Origin of the sequence: Micromonospora sp. NPDC049257 (assembly GCF_040678915.1) — a bacterium.
Classification (GTDB): Bacteria; Actinomycetota; Actinomycetes; order Mycobacteriales; family Micromonosporaceae; genus Micromonospora; species Micromonospora antibiotica.
Genome location: NZ_JBFAQU010000017.1, coordinates 85990 through 102955, shown reverse-complemented (window position 1 = coordinate 102955; position 16966 = coordinate 85990). Strand labels below are relative to the sequence as shown.

Below are 16966 nucleotides of genomic sequence, written 5' to 3'. Positions count from 1 at the left end.
GGCACCGGCGGGGTGACCGCCGGGCCGTTCGGGGCGTTGCGGGAGCAGCTCACCGATGCGGCGGCCACGTTCGCCGGCTCCGCCGACGCGCTGGCCGGCATCCTCGCCGGCATCGTCGACGACGTCGACCGGGCGCTGGGCGAGCGGTTGGAGATCTTCCCGGTCTGTCACCACTCGCCGGCCTCGGCGCTGGCGATGGTACGTCGGCTGCGGCACAGGCAGCCCAAGGTGATCTATCTGGAGCTGTGCGAGGATCTGCAGCCGCTCCTGGGCGAGCTGCGCAACTGCCGGCTGCCGGTGGCGGTGCAGGCGTTCGCCTCCGAGTTGGACGGCTTCCCCGCCGAGTGGGGGCCGCTGAGCGTCGTCGCCCCGGTCACCGAGGCATCCGCCGAGTACCAGGCGATCGCGTACGCGTTGGAGACACCCGGGGTGGAACTGGTGCTGGTGGACCGCTCCACCGACCACGTCTTCCAGTGGTCGCCGCGCGACGACGCCGAGTCGGCGGCAGCCACCGGGCCGACGGCAGCCACCGCGTCGACCGGCGGCGCGGGTGAGCAGACGGCGCTGCACGGCGACGCGGTCGGCGTGGAGATCGGTGACCTGCGGCCCCGGTTCGCCGAGTTGGAGGCGTACCTGTTGCACCACGGCAAGGTGCGGCACTGGTCGGAGTGGTGGGACCAGTACGTCGAGCGGCCCCTCACCGGCGCCGACCACGACACCTACCGACAGGTGATGGTGTTGATCGGCAGCCTGTTCCGCCGGTTGCGTCCGGCCGGGTCGGACCGTACCGAGCGCGACGAGGACCGGGAGCGCTACATGTGGACCCGGATGCGGGAGCACCTCGCCGCGTCCGGGGTCGACCCGGCGGACTGCCTCTACGTGTGCGGGGCGTTCCACGCCGCCAGCCGGGTCGCTCAGTTCGGCATGGACTCCCCCGCCCCGGACTTCGAGATCAGCCCCCGGACCGGCACCCGCTGGCGGTACGGGCTGATCCCGTCGAGCCACTCGGCCATCGAGGCGCAGTTCGGCCTGGCACCGGGCTCGGTGTCGATCGCCGCCGCCACCTGGACCAAGGCGGTGAGCGGCTCGGGCCTGACCCCGTACCGGCTCGACGGCCAACGGGGTGGGAAGACCCGGGGCCGGCGCAAGGCTGTCGCGGCGGTAACCGCGCCGGCCGGGCCGGTCGCCGACCGGCTCACCGGGTTCCTCGCCGCGCCGCCGCCCCTGGACGGGCTCGACGAGGCGGAGCTGCGCGGCTGGTGCGTCGACATCGTCCGGCTGGCCCGCCGCAACGGCTACCTGGCCAGCACCGCCGACGCGATCGCGGTGTTCGAGACCTCGATCCTGCTGGCCGGGTTGCGTAACCGGGCCCGACCCACCCCGTACGACTTCGCCGACGCGGCGGTGACCTGCATCGAGAAGGACGTGGTGCCGGGCCGGCGGGACGTCCGGCGGCTCTGCGAGATCCTGCTCGGCGGGGACCGGATCGGGCAGGTCGGCTACGACGCCCTGCCGCCGCTGGCCCGCGACGTGCTCGACCGGCTCCAGCCACTCGGCCTGGACCTGGAAAAACGCACCATTCAGCGGGCCCTGCTGGACCTGCACGCCACCCCCGCCCTGGCCGGCTGCTCGGATCTGCTGTGGATGCTGCGGCACCTGCTCCCCACCGACGCCGTCCGCCCGATCATGGGTGAGCGCCGGTTGGGACACCGGTCGATCCAGGAGAGCTGGGACCTGGCGCTGGGCCGCCACCAGCGGGCGCTGATCGAGCTGGGCTACGAGGGGGTGACCGTCGAGCAGGTGCTGGAGCAGCGGCTGCGCCGGGCGGTCCGGGGCACCGACGCGACCGCCGCCGGTGCCCTCGCCGCCGTGGAGGACGCCATCCGGTTGCTGAACAGCCCTCGGTTGGTCGACGAGCTGGGCACCCGGGCGGTGGAGCTGCTGGCCACCGAACGCACCGTGGACGACGCCCCGGAGGTGCTGCGGCGGATCCGCCGGTTGTTGGCCCACCACCGGGCCACCGCGCCGACCCTGCCGGCCTGGTGCGCGGCGTTCGTGACGACTGGTTACGCGCACTACTGCACCCTGCTGCCCACCGCGTTCGTCGAGGAGGAGACCGGGGTCCGGCAGGTTGGGGCGATGTTGGGCTTCCTGTTCAGCATGGAGAGCCTGGCGCTGTCCCTGGGCTGCGACCGGTCCCAGCTCGAACTCGCGGTGGCCCAGTCACACCCGCAGAGCCCGGCCAAGGTCGCCCTGCTCTGGGCGGCCCGCCACCAGCTCGGTCTGCTGCCGCTGGCCGAGTTGCGGGGCCGCTGCGCCGAGTTGCTGGCCAACCCGCTGGTGGTGCCGGCCTTCCCGCAGTACCTCTCCGGTTTCGTGCACGCGCTGGAACCGGTGCCGGGGCTCGCGCCGTTCGTGGTGGAGACGATGTCCACCGCGTTCGCCCGGTTGCCCGACCCGGTGCTGCTGCCCTGGCTGCCCACCCTGATCACCACCCTGCGCCAGCACGGGCCGGAGCTGGTGCCGATGCTGGTCCGGGAAGCGGCGCGTACCTTCCCGGGGACGCTGCCCGCGCTGGACGCCTGGGTGCCGCCGTGGCTGGCCCCGGCCCCGACGCCCGCGCCGACGGCGGTGCGGGCCGGACCGGTGGGGCAGGTGCACACCCTGCTCGGCGCACATCCGGCGGCGGTGGACGCGGTCGCCGGGCTGCTCGGCTGCGACGGCGGATGGTCGGAGCCGCAGGCGACGCCGGCCGGGTCGCCGGGGTCGGCGCTGATGGCCGCACATCCGGACACCGTCGAGGCGGTCGCGGCACTGCTCGGCGGCGGGTGACCGGGTCGCCGTGGGCTACCGTACCGGCGGGGTGGTGCTGGTCCGGTTGTGACGGCCTGCCATGCGCTGCCGGGTGTGGGACGGGACACGGCAGCGCATGGCCGATCCGGGCGGACGGCGACGCCGGAGGCTCACCGCCGTCGCCGTCCGCTGTGCGGGTGCCCGCCGGGGCGGGTGGTTACGGCTGCTTGAGTTGCAGGGCGAGGTCTACGACCACCTGGGCGAATGCGCCCGTGGTGCTGGCCTCGCCGGTGAGCGGGTCGATCGCGTACAGCCGGCTGGGGCCGGTGCCGTTGAGCACGGCGTAGCCGGTGTTGCCGACGGCCCGGCCGCCGCGGATCGTGCTGTAGATGTCGAAGCCGGCCCGCTGATCGGCGTCGACTCCGAGTTTGCCGGTGGCGGCGAGCTGGCCGGAGTTGGCCGGGGACTGGACGGCGACCTGGTCACCGGTGGTGTCGATGTCGAACAGGGTGGTGGCGGTGTTCGGGTTGAGGTCGTTGTTGGTGTAGGCCGCACCGGTCACCCCGAGGGCGGTGCCGACTGCGGGCGGGAAGGTGAGCGTTCCGTCGACGAGGGTGGTCCCGCCGAAGTTGACGTTGTGCCGCAGGTTCTGGCCCGTGTCGCTGATGATCCGCAGCCGGTCGGCGGCCGGGTTGAAGTCGACGCCGAAGTACGTTCCGCTGAGGGCGACGGTCAACTGGCTGACCTGCGTCGCGGTGGCGTCGCGGGTGGACAGGGTGTAGATGCCGCCGGCGTCGCCGACGCCGTAGAGCCGGCCGTCCTGGACCCGGTAGTCGATGCCGACCAGGGTCTCGGCACCGGGTAGATCGACCGTGCCGATGGTGCAGGTCAGGTTCGGCCGGTTGGCCGCAAACTTGACGAGTTGCTGGTCCTCGGTCAGGCCGACCCCGACGAGGCCGTTGCGGCCACCCAGGTTGAGCAGGTCCCACAGGATCGAGCAGGTGCCGGCGGCCAGCGACGGACGGCCGGCGGATGCAGCACCTGACGACGGGCCGGCCGGCACGGCGGCGGCTGGGGCCGGGATGGCCGACAGTCCGACGACGACGGCCACTCCGGTCAGCAGCCCTCGATGGAGGAGATGGCGCATGGGAGAACCTTTCGGGTAGGAGGCGAGCGAGTTGCTCGGCAGGGGCGGCGGCCCGGACCACCCCAAAGGGAGACGCTTGGATGCGTTTTCCCTGCTCAGACCCTATATGGCGAACTTTGCTGCAGACTGTCGGATTGGCTACTCTATCGGCGATCTCCGACCTGTATGCACATTCGGCGGCGCGGTGGTCGCCGCCGCGCGGCGGGGAGCGACCGGGACGCACGGCGGTCGGCAGGCGATGGCCCCGGGTACGGGCGACGACCACACCCGGGGCCATCGCTCAGGCGTCGAACCTGCCGGTCTTGACGCCCTCGATGAAGCCGCCCCACTGATCCGCGCCGAACGTCAGCGCCGACCCCTGCCGGTCCTTGCTGTCCCGGACCAGAACGACCTGGGGCGGGGTAGCCACCTCGACGCAGTTTCCACCTCCGTTGCTACGCGTGGACTTTTTCCAGGTGAGCGGGGTCATGTCTGTTCCTCTGCGATCGATGCCATCAGCTTGCGGGATTGCGCCTCGGTCAGCGCCGGCTTCTCCATGATGGCCCACGCCTCTCCGTACACGGCGACCTCACCAGGCTTGTCGAGGTAGAGCGCACCCGTGAGGCTGTCGGAGTAGACGATCGACGGCTCAGCTCCCTTTGCGAAGTCGAGAACCGTGAACGTGCCGCTGGTCATGTTGCCTCGATGCAGGCCCGCAGTGAACGGGATCACCCGGAGGGCGATGTTTGGTTGTCTGCTCACCGTGATCAGGTGCTGTAGCTGTTCCGCGTCCACCCCTCGCCGCAGAACAGCCTCGTCGAGCAGGACGTCGAATTGCGGAGCGCGCGGTGTGGTCCGGGTCAACAGCGCCTGCCTTCCGAGGCGTACTGCAACACCGCGCTCGATCTCCGCACGGGTCATATCCGGGCGGGCCACCTCGAAGACGCGGGTCGCATACGCCTCGGTCTGCAAGAGGCCGGGAACGAGCTGCGTTTCGTAGCTGCGGAGCCGTGCGGCTGCGGCTTCCAGTCCCACGTACAACTCGAACCACTCGGGGATGGCGTCACCGTAGGAGTGCCACCAGCCGCGTCCCTTCGTCTCCTTGGCGAGGCCCATCAACGCCTCGGTGATCTGCGGTGACGCTCCGTAGACCTTGCACATCGCCTCCACGTCGAGCGACCGCATCGACGTTGCACCGGTCTCGATGCGCCAGATCTTCGGCGTCGACCACTCCAGCGCATCGGCTGACGCCTTCACCGTCATGCGAGCTTCCTCGCGGAGTTGCCGAAGATACCGCCCGAGCTGCCGCCTCGGGACCGTCGAGCCGGTGTCCATCGTCACTGACCACTCCCCTCCCTGACTACATACCGGGCGACATCTGCACTCGGCATGTAACACCTGCTCATCACGCTTAGCAATAGAACCTATCAAGCTGAAACCATCTCTAGCGTTTCATCCAATATGTAATATTGCATTTCCTATCCTCGGCGGTGAACGATGGCGCTGGGTGTGGTGGTCGGATGACCGTGCGTGGCCCGGCTACCACGCCCCTCACATATGAGGAGGGGCAGATGGGCGGACGCGTCACCTACGTCGAGTACCTGACCGCCGTGGCGCTGACACTGCGGCGCAGGCATCGGCCGGTGTGGTCCGCCGACCGCAGGCAGATCGTCTGCCGCTGCGGCAACGACCTGCCCTGTCAGGTCCGGCACCGCGTGCCGATCAATCGGGGCCACTGGCCGAGGGAGGAACGATGACCGCCCACAGCCCGGTGCCGCCCATCTGGAGTTGCGCGGGCTGCTCGCTCCCGTGGCCCTGCGCCACTCGACGGCAGGAGCTGCGGGCGGAGTTCGACGGCGCTCCGGTCTCCCTCACGATCTACCTGGCGTCGTATCTCACCTGGGCTGCCGAGGATCTGACCTGGGTGCAGGCGGGCGTGTGGTATCGGCGGTTCATCGGGTGGGCCCGGTGACCACACCCCGCTCCGGTGACCTGCTCCAGGTGACCCGGGCGGCCAGCGTGCAGTTCATCAAACCGATCATGTTCCGGGTGATCCGGGTGCTCGACTGGCCCACGTACGACGGCTGGATCTGGCTCGACGGCTACCAGCTCGACGCTCGGAGCGATGCCGTCGCGCGTCGGTCGATCTTTGTACAGCCGACGGGGTTGGTGATCCCACGGCGAACGGCCCCGGCACCCACGGGCCGGCCGACGCCCACCCGAGACCCTCGCGGTCGCTGCCGATCCGTCGGTACGTCGCCGCAGGTCGGACGGTGATCGGATGCCCCCATCGCGCTACGCGACGGGACGCCCACCTTCGGGCGCGGACCGGCCGCCCGGCCCTCGGCTGGCCGGGCGGCGTTCACGCCGCCCCCGACCGCCGTGCAACGGCCGTTCACCGCCCTCTCTCAGGCTTCGTGATCGACACGGTTACCACCGGATCGAGCGGAAGGCTCCGCAGTGCAGCACAGGGAATCCGAGGACGCCACAGGCGGTCAGCTGTCGCGCCGCCAACTGGTGAAGTACGCGGGCGTCGGCGCGACGCTCGCCGCCGCCGGCCCGTTCGTGGGGGTCGAGGCGGCCCACGCCGACCCGGACCGGCAGGATCAGGCGCAGGCCGGCCCGGGCCGACCCGACAACCGGGTCTGGCGGGCCGGCGACCACCACATCCACTCCGAGTACAGCGGGGACTTCGACACCTCGACGAACCCGCCGACGTTCCGCAAGGGCGCCGACGCGGTCTACCCGATCGTCACCAACGCGATCATGGCGAAGAACTTCGGGCTGACCTGGGCGATGTGCACCGACCATGGTGGACCGACGCACTCCAAGGTCAACCTGGAACAGGCGTACCCCGATCTGCTGCGGTCCCGCCGGCTGGTGCCCGAGGTGTTGCAGTTCTGGGGGATGGAGTTCGACGCCCCGGCGATGGACCACCACACCCTGATGATTCCCCGGCACGCCGACGAGGCGAAGCAGCTCTTCGAGCTGGAGAGCCGGTTCGCCAAGCGGGACCCGTTCCCGGCCGACCCGGGCCGGGACACCGAGGCCAAGATGGTGGAGTTCCTCAAGGTGGCGCGGAACATGCCGCACAAGCCGCTGGTGATCGCCCACCACACCTCCCGTTCGGCGACCGGGCTCGGGGTCTACGGCCAGGACCTGCCGCACGAGTTCCGCAACGGCAACGACGCGGCCCCGGACGTGTACGTCGGCTTCGAGGGCGCCCCGGGCCACCAGGCGGGCCCGCTCAACGGCAGCGCGCGCGGCGGCTACGGCAACCACCCCACCTACGGCGGCTACGACCAGGCGACCGCCCGGGTCGGTGGGCTGTGGGACGCGCTGCTCGGGGAGGGGCGGCACTGGTGGATCACCGCGACCTCCGACTCGCACGTGCACTGGACCCGGGGCGGCACCGACTTCTGGCCGGGTGAGTACAGCAAGACCTACGTGCTGGCCCGGCAGGAGTACCACGACATCATGGACGGCCTGCGGCACGGGCGGATCTTCGTCACCACCGGCGACCTGATCAACCGGCTCGACGTCACCGCCAGCAGCCAGGGGCACTCGGCCGCAACGGGCGAGACCATCACCGTCAGCCGGCGCAACCGTACCGACGTGGACGTCGTGATCCGGTTCCGGCCGCCGGCCGGGACGAACGGCAACGGGGACCGCCCGCAGGTCCGGCGGGTGGACCTGATCGTCGGACAGGTCACCGGACCGAGCGTCGACCGGGACGCCGACACCAACCCCACCACCGCCGTGGTGGCCCGGTTCGGCCCGCGCGACTGGCAGCAGCAGGGCGCGCAGTACGTCATCCGGCACACCCTGCGCGACGTCGGGACCGACAGCTACCTGCGGGTACGCGGCACCAGCACCGACGAGGCCGAGCCGCTCGCCGACGGGCTGGAGAGCCCGTGGAGCGACCTGTGGTTCTACTCCAACCCGGTGTTCGTCCGGGTGCGCTGACCCACCGGGCCCGTCGACACCGTCGCGGTGTCGACGGGCCCGGCAGCCGGTCCCCCCGCCGGGATCACCACGCCCGCCCGCCGGCCGGCCCAGGGCTGATCCAGTGTGGATCGCCGATCGTCCGGGTCGCGCCGGCCGTGCCGCAATTGGCAGATCGCGTACCGCCGCCCGGTTGTGAATCTTGACCACCCGAAAGCGCAGGTCATACGCTCCGGGCGCCCTTGATTCATTTCCCGGGAAGGGAATCGGGACGCCTCATGCGAACTCCGCTCATCCGCTCCACATTGCTCTCCTCCCCACGGTTGGCCAGCGCCGCCGCCATCGTCCTGCTGGCCGGCATCACCCCCCTGGTGGTCGGCCCGCCCGCCGCGGCGGCACCCCCGACGACCTGTAGTACCGATCCCACCGACCGGCTGGCCTCGGTGCCCAGCCCGGAGAGCTTCCTCGGCTTCCCGCTCGGCACCGGCCAGGAACGGGTGGTCACCAACGAGGAGGTGCGGGGTTACCTCACCGCCGTGGACACCGCGTCGAAGCGGGTCGTCACCGGCGTGATGGGCACCAGTGTGCTCGGCCAGCCGCTGCCGTACGCGATCGTGTCCAACGAGCGCAACGTGCGGCCGGCCGTGCTCAAGGGCATCGCCGAGGACGTCCGCTCGCTGCGCGACCCCCGGGTACTCGACCAGCAGCAGGCCGGTGAGATCGCCGAGGCGGCGCCGGCCATCGTCTGGGTGACGGCCAACGTGCACGGCGGTGAGAAGAGCGGCACCGACGCCGCCCTCAAGACACTGTACGAGCTGGCCGCCGGCCTGTCCTGCGAGGTCCAGCAGCGCAACGACAACCTGGTCACGATCATCGTGCCGACGCAGAACCCGGACGGCCGCGACGCCAGCCGCCGGCAGAACGAGTACGGCTTCGACATGAACCGGGACTGGTTCGCCCGCACCCAGCAGGAGACCGACGGCAAGCTCGAACTGATGCGCAGGTACCCGCCGCAGGTCTTCATCGACGCGCACGAGATGGGTGGCCGGCAGTACTTCTTCCCGCCCAACGCCGACCCGATCCACCACGAGATCTCCGGCGAGGCGGTCGACTGGATCAACCGGATCGGCGAGGCCAACAAGGCCGGCTTCGGCTACAACGGCGCGTGTGACGCCACGGTGACCACCGAGTGCTACTTCAACTACTCCACCTACGACCTGTTCTTCATGGGGTACGGCGACACGGTGCCGGCCGCCGGCTTCGGGGCCGCCGGCATGACCTTCGAGAAGGGCAGCTCGTCGGCGGTGGCCGACCGGGTGCAGCAGCAGTTCCACACCCAGTGGTCGACGCTGGGCTGGGCGGCGGCACACAAGGTCGAGGTGCTCACCGGCTGGTTCAAGGTCTGGAAGGACGCCCTCGCCCAGGGCCGGGCCGGCGCGTTGGAGCCCAACGAGGTGGTCCAGCCGACCAACACCGTGCAGTTCCCGGTGCCGGCGCAGACCGTCCGGTCGTACTTCCTGCTGCCCGACCGGCAGCTCGCCGACGCCCGCCAGCTCGTCGAGCGGCTGCGCCGGATGGACGTCGAGGTCTACCAGGTCCGCAAGGCCGTCAAGCTGCCCACCGCGAAGCTCTTCGGTGGCCGTTCGGCGACCAACCTGACCGTGCCTGTCGGGTCGTACTGGATCCCGATGAACCAGCCGCAGAAGCACTGGATCCAGGCGATCATGGGTGAGGACCCGTACACGCCGTTCCCGTACTTCTACGACGTGTCGTCGTGGAGCAACCCGCTGCTGATGGGTCTCAACGCCGTCTACACCGGCGCGGACGTCAAGCCCAACGCGGAGCTGATCGACAAGATCCAGAACACCGGTGGCGGCAAGATCCTCGCCGCGCCGCCGTTGAAGGGCTCCTACACCTACGCGCTGGACTCCGCCGCCGCGGCCGAGTTCACCTTCACCCTGCTGGGTCAGGGCGTGCAGCTGGTCCGGGACCTGGACAGCGGCGAGGTGGGGATGCCGGCCGGCGCGTTGACGCCGGAGCTGAACACCACGGCCAAGAAGCTGGGCGTCACGCTCACCCCGTACACCACGGCGGCGGTCGGCACCCCGATCAGCCGGCCGGACGTCGGCCTGTTCCAGGGCACCGGCATCTCCACCACCTCCGGCTCGCACGGCGAGGCCCGGTACGTGCTGGGCAAGCGGTGGGGCCTCGACCTGACCCCGGTCACCACCGCCGACATCAACGACAACACCCCCGCCTTCACCGGCCGCACGGTGCTGCTGGTGCCGGACGGCAGCAACGCGACAGGTGGGCTGACCGCGACCGGGCAGGCCAACCTGCGCGCCTGGATCGCCCAGGGTCACACCTACCTGGGCCTGCGCAACGAGGGCACCCGGCTGGCCCGTGCCGCCGGTCTCACCTCCACCACCGAGAAGCCGAAGCCGACCGGCTACACGGTGATCGGCTCGCACCTGCGGGTCGACGTGGACCCGGACAGCCCGGTCGGGCTGGGCCGGCCGGCGGAGGACTTCGAGTTCAACAACAACGACCCGATCCTCACCCCGAGCAGCACCGGCCGCAACGTGCTGCGTTACCCCAGCGGGGACACCTTCTGGGCCAACGGCTACACCGTGCAGGGTGACGCGCTCAAGGGCACCGTCGCGGTGGTGGACGAGCCGACCGGCGCCGGTCGGGCGGTGCTGTTCGCGTTCAACCCGTTGTTCCGGGCGTACAACGAGAGTGGTCTGCACCTGGTGGCCAACGCGCTGCTCTACCCGGGCGGCGGCCCGGCGGCCCGGACCGCGTCGCCGGTCCCGGTCGACCCCGCCCGCGCCGCCGCGGCGGCGGCGCCGGTGGCGGAGAACCTGGGCGGCGAGTGGCGGCCGTTCACCCTCCAGGTGGCCGCCGGTGACCTGACCCGCGCCGAGGCGGTCGTCGAGCGGTACACCGACACCGCCCGGGTCACCGTGGCGGGCGGCTCGGCGTACCTGGTGATCCCCAACCCGGCGGGTCTCCAGGTCGACGAGCACCCGTTCCTGGGTGACCTGGTGCGGACCCTGCGGGCCGAACAGGTCCCGCTGCGTTCCGTGGTGGGTTAGCACCCGTCAGGGTGGGAGCGACGCCGTGCGGCGTCGCCCCCACCCGCCCGGGCATCCCGGGCGATCCGGCACGGTGGCGGGCCGGCCACCTGCCCCGGGGCACTCCGCGGGATGCCCGGGCCGGTCACTCGCCCCCGGGCACCCCGCGCGGAGCCGGTGATCCGACGTCGGCTAGGAACGGTGCATGCCCCGCTACCTGCTGTTTCCCGGCCGACATCACCTGCTGACCCGGTTCCAGGCCGACTATCTGCACCGGCTCGCCACCGGCGGTCACCACGAGGCTGCCGACGGCGACCACGCCGGGGGCGGCGGCGCACCGTCCGCCACCGACGGCAACGCTCAGCTGACCGACGACGGCGTCACCGTGGTCTGGGCGGTCACCTCCGCCAACCACGAGAACACCCGCCGCAACCCGGTCCCCTACCACCGGCGGGAGGCGGCGATCGAACGGTTCAGCGTGCTGGCCGGGCTGCGGTCGGTGGTGGTGCCGGTCTTCGACACCGCCGAGACCGACAGGTTCGCCGAGGTGACCCTGAAGAACGTCGCGGCCACCGCCGGCCTGGAGCTGACGCCGGCGAACACCGTGGTCGCCTGCTCGACCCCGCAGGTGGCCGCCATGTACGCCCGGCTGGGGTACCCGATCGCCGGGGTGGAGGCCGACGTCGACCCGACCCCCGCCCGGCCCTGGGACGTGCTGCTGGGGCTGGCCGCCGACGACCCGTCGTGGCGGGAGCTGGCCCACCCGGCGACCCTCGACGTCTACGCCCGCTACCGGCTCGACGACCTGGTCCGCTCGGTGGTCAACGACCCGGTGGTCGGGGACGAGGGCGGGTTGACCGCCACCCGCGACTACCGCACGTACGCCGAGGCGTTCGCCGACGCGGCGCAGCGTAAGTGGGCGGCGGTGCGCGAGCACGTACGGCCCGGCCGGATCGTCGACGTCGGCTGCGGCGCGGGCGCGGTGCTGGAGCTGGCCGACCGGGAGCCGACGCTGCGCGAGAGCGACCTGATCGGGGTCGAGGTGGCCCGGCACCTCTACGAGGAGTGCGTGCACAAGAAGGCGCAGGGCTTCTTCGCCAACCCGAACGTGTTCTTCTACCGCCGCAACGTGCTCGGCGGGGCGGTGTTCGCACCCCGCTCGGTGGACACCACGATGACCTTCGCGCTGACCCACGAGATCTGGTCGTACGGCGATCAGATGGCGTCGCTGCGCCGGTTCGTGCAGGCCATCTACGACCACACGGTGCCCGGCGGGGTGTGGATCAACAGTGACGTGTGCGGACCGGACGGCCGGGACCGGACGGTACGGCTGCGGCTGTCGACGACCGACGGGGCGAACCCGGCCCGGCCCCACCCCGACCTCGCGGCGCTGCCGGCCGACCAGGTGGCCGAGCGGCTCGCCGGGCTGTCGACGCGGGCCCGGTTGGACCAGTTCGCCGTCGACTACCGGTTCCCGTTCGGGTTCCGCCCGGTCGACGACGGCACCGGGGCGGTGGTCGAGCTGCCGCTCGGCTCGGCGATGGACTTCCTCACCCGCAAGGACTACACCGACAACTGGCTGTCGGAGACGCAGGAGGAGTTCTGCGGGCTGGAGTGGGCCGACTGGAAGGCGCTGCTGGCCGACGTGGGCTTCGAGGTCGACCCCGCCAGTGGCCCGTACCGCAACGACTGGATCGTCACCCACCGGCTCGCGCCGACCGCCGAGCTGTCCGCGCTGGACGGCAGCCCGCTGGACTGGCCGGTGACGCACGTGCTGCTGGTCGCCCGCCGGCCGGTCAACACCTGATCCGGCGGGAGACGGAAGGCCGGGGGCGGGGGGGGAAATCCCCCGCCCCCGGCACCGCCGTCAGGAGCCGGTCAGGACAGGAACTTGTCCAGGGCCGCCTCGATGGTGCCGCTGTCGGGCGCCGCGTACGCCTTCATCGTCGTCTTGTTGTACGAGATGAAGCTCGGGCACCGGGTGGCCGGGGCGTTGACGACCCCGCCGTCGCCGATCTTCTCGGCCGTCTTCGCGGCGAAGAAGGTCAGCTGGTAGCGCGAGGAGATGTAGGAGACGCTGACGTTCTTGCCGTCGCTCGCCTTGTAGTCGCACTTCTTGGGCGCGCCCTCGCTGCCCGGGACCATCGACATGCAGCCGACCACCGACACGGTGGTGAAGTCGGCCGACTTGGCGTAGTACCGCTTGTCGGAGCCGACCAGCTTCGACGACCAGAACGTCGGCCGCTCCGGGTTGTTCGAGAAGACGTACGCCTTGGCGGTGGTCGGGCCGCTGTAGGTGGCGGCGTTGAGGATCGGGCTGCCGTCGCAGACCGACGACAGGTCGCTGGAGTAGCGCGCGGTCACCGCGTTGTTGTTGTTCGGCTGCTCCGGCGACGACTCGGACGGCTGCGCGGTCGGCGGGGTGTCCGTGCCGCTGCCGGTCCCGGGTCCGGGAGCGGTGGTCGCGACCGGGCCCGGCGTCGGGTCGGCCTCGTCGTCGCCGACCAGGGCGAGCCCGATCCCGGCGCCGCAGAGCGCGAGGATGAGGACCACCGCGCCGACGATGAGGCCGATGACCAGGCCCCGGTTCGACTTCTGCGGGGGCACGGGAACACCGAACTGCGGGGCCTGCCCGTACTGCGGGGCCTGGCCGTACTGCGGGGCCTGACCGGGCTGGCCGTACGCCGGGTAGCCGGCGGCCGGCGCCGGCGGCCCGCTCCACGGGGTGACGTTCGGATCCGGCTGTTCTCCGTACGGAGGGTGACTGTTGCTCATCTGAAGCCCTTATCGCTGTCGACGGTACCCAGGCACTGGATCATCGGTCAGGGTAGTGAGCGGCACAAACCGAGGCGCTGATTGTCGGACGGCAAGCAACACCGCCCGACCACGCGCGGGTGAGCCGCGACTACGCTGAGTGGCGAATCGGAGTCCGACGACGGCCCCACCAGCCCGCTGCGAGTGCGTTCGGCGGCGAAATGTGCGGTGCGGGAAAGGGATTCGGCCCGGAACGCGCCTTCCGTGCCCGACACTGCGAAAAGGCTTCACAATGTGACGTAGATCATTCGTCACGATCTCGACAACCGCGACGACCGGACCCATGGACCATCCGGGCCGCGCCCCCACCCCGGGTCGCAACACATCGACGGCAATCGCATCGAAGTATGGGCATGTAGCGGTGGATCGGCTTATCGTGAGGGTCGAGAAAAGGTCCCGCGCGTCCCTGCGGCACCTCGCGCCCACCGCAAGAGGAGGCGGCCATGCCTGCCGCGCCCCACCCCACCACCCTCCGCCGGATCGTCACCGCCCTCACCCTCGCCGCCTGCGCGGTCCTGCTCGCCCCACTCACCCTCACCACCCCGGCCGCGCGGGCCGCACCCGTCACCGTGGCCAACGGCACCCAGTTCACCGACACCAGCGGCGCCGGCGTGCACGCCCACGGTGGCGGCATGATCAAGGTGGGCGACTACTACTACTGGTTCGGCGAGAACCGCAACGCCAACAACACCTTCCGGTACGTGTCGGTCTACCGCTCCACCGACCTGCGCACCTGGGAGTTCCGCAACAACGTGCTCACCCAGTCCTCCGCCGGTGAGCTGGCGACGGCCAACATCGAACGCCCCAAGGTGATCTACAACGCCGGCACCGGCCAGTACGTGCTCTGGATGCACTGGGAGAACGGCGTCGACTACAACCAGGCCCGGGTCGCGGTGGCCACCTCCAGCACGGTCGACGGCAACTACCGCTACCTGGGCAGCTTCCGGCCGCTCGGCCACGACTCCCGGGACCAGACGGTGTTCCGCGACGACGACGGCACCGCGTACCTGATCTCCGCCACCCGCAACAACGCGGACCTGAACATCTACCGCCTCACCGCCGACTACACCGGGGTCGCGTCGCTGGTGCGGACGCTGTGGCCGGACAACTACCGGGAGGCCCCGGCGATGTTCAAACGCAACGGGGTCTACTTCCTGGTCACCTCGGGCGCCACCGGCTGGTCGCCCAACCAGGCCCGGTACGCCACCGCCAGCAGCGTCGGCGGCACCTGGACCAACCCGACGAACTTCGCCGACGGCACCACCTACGACTCCCAGTCGGCGTACGTGCTGCCGGTGCAGGGCAGCGCCGCCACCTCGTACCTCTATCTCGGCGACCGGTGGGCCGGCGCGACGGGCGGCCCGGTCAACCAGTCCCGCTACGTCTGGTTGCCGCTGAACTTCCCCACCGCCACCTCGTTGACCATGAGCTGGTATCCGCAGCTGACCATCGACACCGCCACCGGCGTGGTCTCCGGGGTCAACGGCGGTTACACCTTCGACACGCTGCGCGCCCGGCACAGCGGCAAGTGCCTGGACGTGCTCGACCGGTCCACCGCCGACGCCGCCGCCGTGGCCCAGTACGCCTGCAACAACGGCACCAACCAGCAGTGGCAGCTGCGCGACGCGGGCTCGGGGTACGTGCAGATCGTCGCCCGGCACAGCGACAAGTGCCTCACCGTGGCCGGCGGCTCCACCGCCGACAACGCACCGGTGCAGCAGTTCGGCTGCCAGTCGGGGCGCACCGACCAGCAGTGGCAGCTGCGCGACGCGGGCTCCGACTACACCCAGCTCGTCGCCCGGCACAGCGGCAGGTGCCTGGACGTCACCGGCTACTCCACCGCCGACGGCGCGCGGGTGATCCAGTACGCCTGCGGCAGCGCCGCCAACCAGCAGTGGCAGCGGGTCGGCACCTCCTGATCGGCCCCGTCCGCCGTCCCGCCTCCCGCAGGCCGGGACGGCGGACGGCCACCACCGCGCGTCCCACCAGCCCCGGAACGCGGTGTGACGATGACCTCACCCCACGTGCCGCCCCGGCGACGTCTACTGGACCGGACAGCAGTCGTCCTGGCGGGGGTACGGGGTGCGGGACAACACGCAGGAACAGCTCCACCGGCTCAGGTCACTGCGGATGGCCGCCGGACTGACCATCGACGAACTCGCCGCCCGCTCCGGGGTGAGCGCCCGGACGATCGGCGGGATCGAACGGCACCGGATCCGCCGCCCGCACCACGGCACCCTGCAGGCGCTCGGCGCGGCCCTGGGCCTGGACGGGGTGGATGCCGGCCAACTGCGCCCGGCCGCCGGACAGGTCGCCGGGCTCACCGGTCTGCCCGGGGTGACCGCCCACTTCACCGGCCGCCACGACGACCTCTCCTGGCTGGCCACCCGGCTGGAACACCGCCACGCGGTGCAGCTGATCGGCCTGCCCGGGGCGGGCAAGACGGCGTTGGCGGTGCAGGCCGCCACCGACCTCGCCGGGCGGTTCCCCGACGGGGTGCGGTTCCTCGGACCGGTCGCGGACGCCACCGCCGCGACGATCGCCCGCCGGTTGCTGCCACCGTCCGCCCTGTCCACGCACGGGCCCGACCCGGTGGTCATCGGGGCGTACCGGGAGCTGCTGCGCAGCCGGCGGATCCTGGTCGTACTGGACGACGTGCGCGACGACCGCCAGGTCGGGCCGTTGCTGCCGCCCGACGCCCTCGGCGTCACCCTGATCACCGGCCGGCACCCGCTGGCGGACCTCCCGGCGACCGACCGGTGGCTGGTGCCGCCCCTGCCGGCGGCCGACGCCCGGGCCGCCCTCGACACGATGGTGGACGGCACCGCGCCCGCACCCGCGGTCGCAGCGCTCGCCGCCGGCTGCGGCGGACTGCCCCTTGCCCTGCGGGTGACCGCGAACCGGCTGCTGACCCGGCCGCAGTGGAGCGCGCAGTGGCTGATCGACCGGTTGGCCAGGCCGGAGCGGGTCCTGGACGCGCTGGTCGCCGGTGACCTGTCGGTGCGCGACGCGTTCGAGCGCACGTACGCGGGGCTGCCGGCCCGGGCCCGCCGGGCCGTCCGGCTGCTGACCCGGCCGGCCGGTCCGGTCCCCGCCGAGGCGGGCTTCCTCGACCTGGCCGAACGGGGCTGGGTCACGGCCGGCCGGGAGCACCGCTACGAGCCCCACCCGCTGGTACGCGCCTTCGCCCGCGTCGCCACCGGCACCTGAC

The 16966-nt window shown here is 71.5% G+C and carries 13 protein-coding genes; 9 read left to right on the top strand and 4 right to left on the bottom strand.

Features of this window, described 5'->3' with window-relative positions; all coding sequences use genetic code 11:
- Positions 1-12 precede the first annotated feature (12 nt).
- Complete coding sequence (locus AB0K25_RS22910) at positions 13-2832, top strand: hypothetical protein (protein ID WP_363822582.1); 2820 nt, start codon at positions 13-15, stop codon at positions 2830-2832.
- Positions 2833-3010: 178 nt separating this feature from the next.
- Here the strand turns inward: AB0K25_RS22910 and AB0K25_RS22905 are convergent, their stop codons facing one another.
- The 3 genes from AB0K25_RS22905 to AB0K25_RS22895 form a co-directional block, all read right to left on the bottom strand.
- Positions 3011-3940, bottom strand: a complete 930-nt coding sequence (locus tag AB0K25_RS22905) for a DUF4394 domain-containing protein (RefSeq protein ID WP_363822528.1) — start codon at positions 3938-3940, stop codon at positions 3011-3013.
- Between the two features lie 280 nt (positions 3941-4220).
- Positions 4221-4409, bottom strand: a complete 189-nt coding sequence (locus tag AB0K25_RS22900; RefSeq protein ID WP_219461830.1) for a DUF397 domain-containing protein — start codon at positions 4407-4409, stop codon at positions 4221-4223.
- The gene (locus AB0K25_RS22895; protein WP_308290727.1) at positions 4406-5260 is read right to left on the bottom strand and encodes a helix-turn-helix transcriptional regulator; all 855 of its coding nucleotides are present in this window, start codon (positions 5258-5260) and stop codon (positions 4406-4408) included. Before AB0K25_RS22895 ends, AB0K25_RS22900 begins: the two co-directional genes overlap by 4 nt.
- Positions 5261-5490: 230 nt before the next feature.
- Here AB0K25_RS22895 and AB0K25_RS22890 point away from each other — a divergent pair, with 230 nt between their 5' ends.
- The 6 genes from AB0K25_RS22890 (at position 5491) to AB0K25_RS22865 (ending at position 12748) form a co-directional block, all read left to right on the top strand.
- Positions 5491-5676 carry a hypothetical protein gene (locus AB0K25_RS22890; protein ID WP_219461828.1) on the top strand — a complete coding sequence of 62 codons (186 nt, stop codon included), beginning with the start codon at positions 5491-5493 and terminating at the stop codon, positions 5674-5676.
- Entirely contained in the window at positions 5673-5891 is a 219-nt protein-coding gene (locus AB0K25_RS22885) for a hypothetical protein (protein ID WP_219461825.1), read from the top strand. Before AB0K25_RS22890 ends, AB0K25_RS22885 begins: the two co-directional genes overlap by 4 nt.
- Positions 5888-6196: a hypothetical protein gene (locus AB0K25_RS22880; RefSeq protein ID WP_363822523.1), complete on the top strand. Its 309-nt coding sequence runs from the start codon at positions 5888-5890 to the stop codon at positions 6194-6196. Before AB0K25_RS22885 ends, AB0K25_RS22880 begins: the two co-directional genes overlap by 4 nt.
- A 183-nt stretch (positions 6197-6379) precedes the next feature.
- Complete coding sequence (locus AB0K25_RS22875) at positions 6380-7885, top strand: phosphoesterase (RefSeq protein WP_363822520.1); 1506 nt, start codon at positions 6380-6382, stop codon at positions 7883-7885.
- A 257-nt stretch (positions 7886-8142) separates the two neighbouring features.
- The gene (locus tag AB0K25_RS22870; RefSeq protein ID WP_357533555.1) at positions 8143-10962 is read left to right on the top strand and encodes a M14 family zinc carboxypeptidase; all 2820 of its coding nucleotides are present in this window, start codon (positions 8143-8145) and stop codon (positions 10960-10962) included.
- A 184-nt stretch (positions 10963-11146) separates the two neighbouring features.
- On the top strand, positions 11147-12748 hold the full coding sequence (locus AB0K25_RS22865) for a class I SAM-dependent methyltransferase (protein WP_357533557.1): 1602 nt from the start codon (positions 11147-11149) through the stop codon (positions 12746-12748).
- A 71-nt stretch (positions 12749-12819) separates the two neighbouring features.
- Here AB0K25_RS22865 and AB0K25_RS22860 read toward each other — a convergent pair whose 3' ends face one another.
- A complete protein-coding gene (locus tag AB0K25_RS22860; RefSeq protein ID WP_357533559.1) occupies positions 12820-13716 on the bottom strand; it encodes a hypothetical protein in 897 nt (298 codons plus the stop codon).
- A gap of 482 nt (positions 13717-14198) precedes the next feature.
- Here AB0K25_RS22860 and AB0K25_RS22855 point away from each other — a divergent pair, with 482 nt between their 5' ends.
- Positions 14199-15674: an RICIN domain-containing protein gene (locus AB0K25_RS22855; protein WP_357533561.1), complete on the top strand. Its 1476-nt coding sequence runs from the start codon at positions 14199-14201 to the stop codon at positions 15672-15674.
- Positions 15675-15837: 163 nt separating this feature from the next.
- Entirely contained in the window at positions 15838-16965 is a 1128-nt protein-coding gene (locus AB0K25_RS22850) for a helix-turn-helix domain-containing protein (protein WP_308290724.1), read from the top strand.
- Position 16966: the final 1 nt, after the last annotated feature.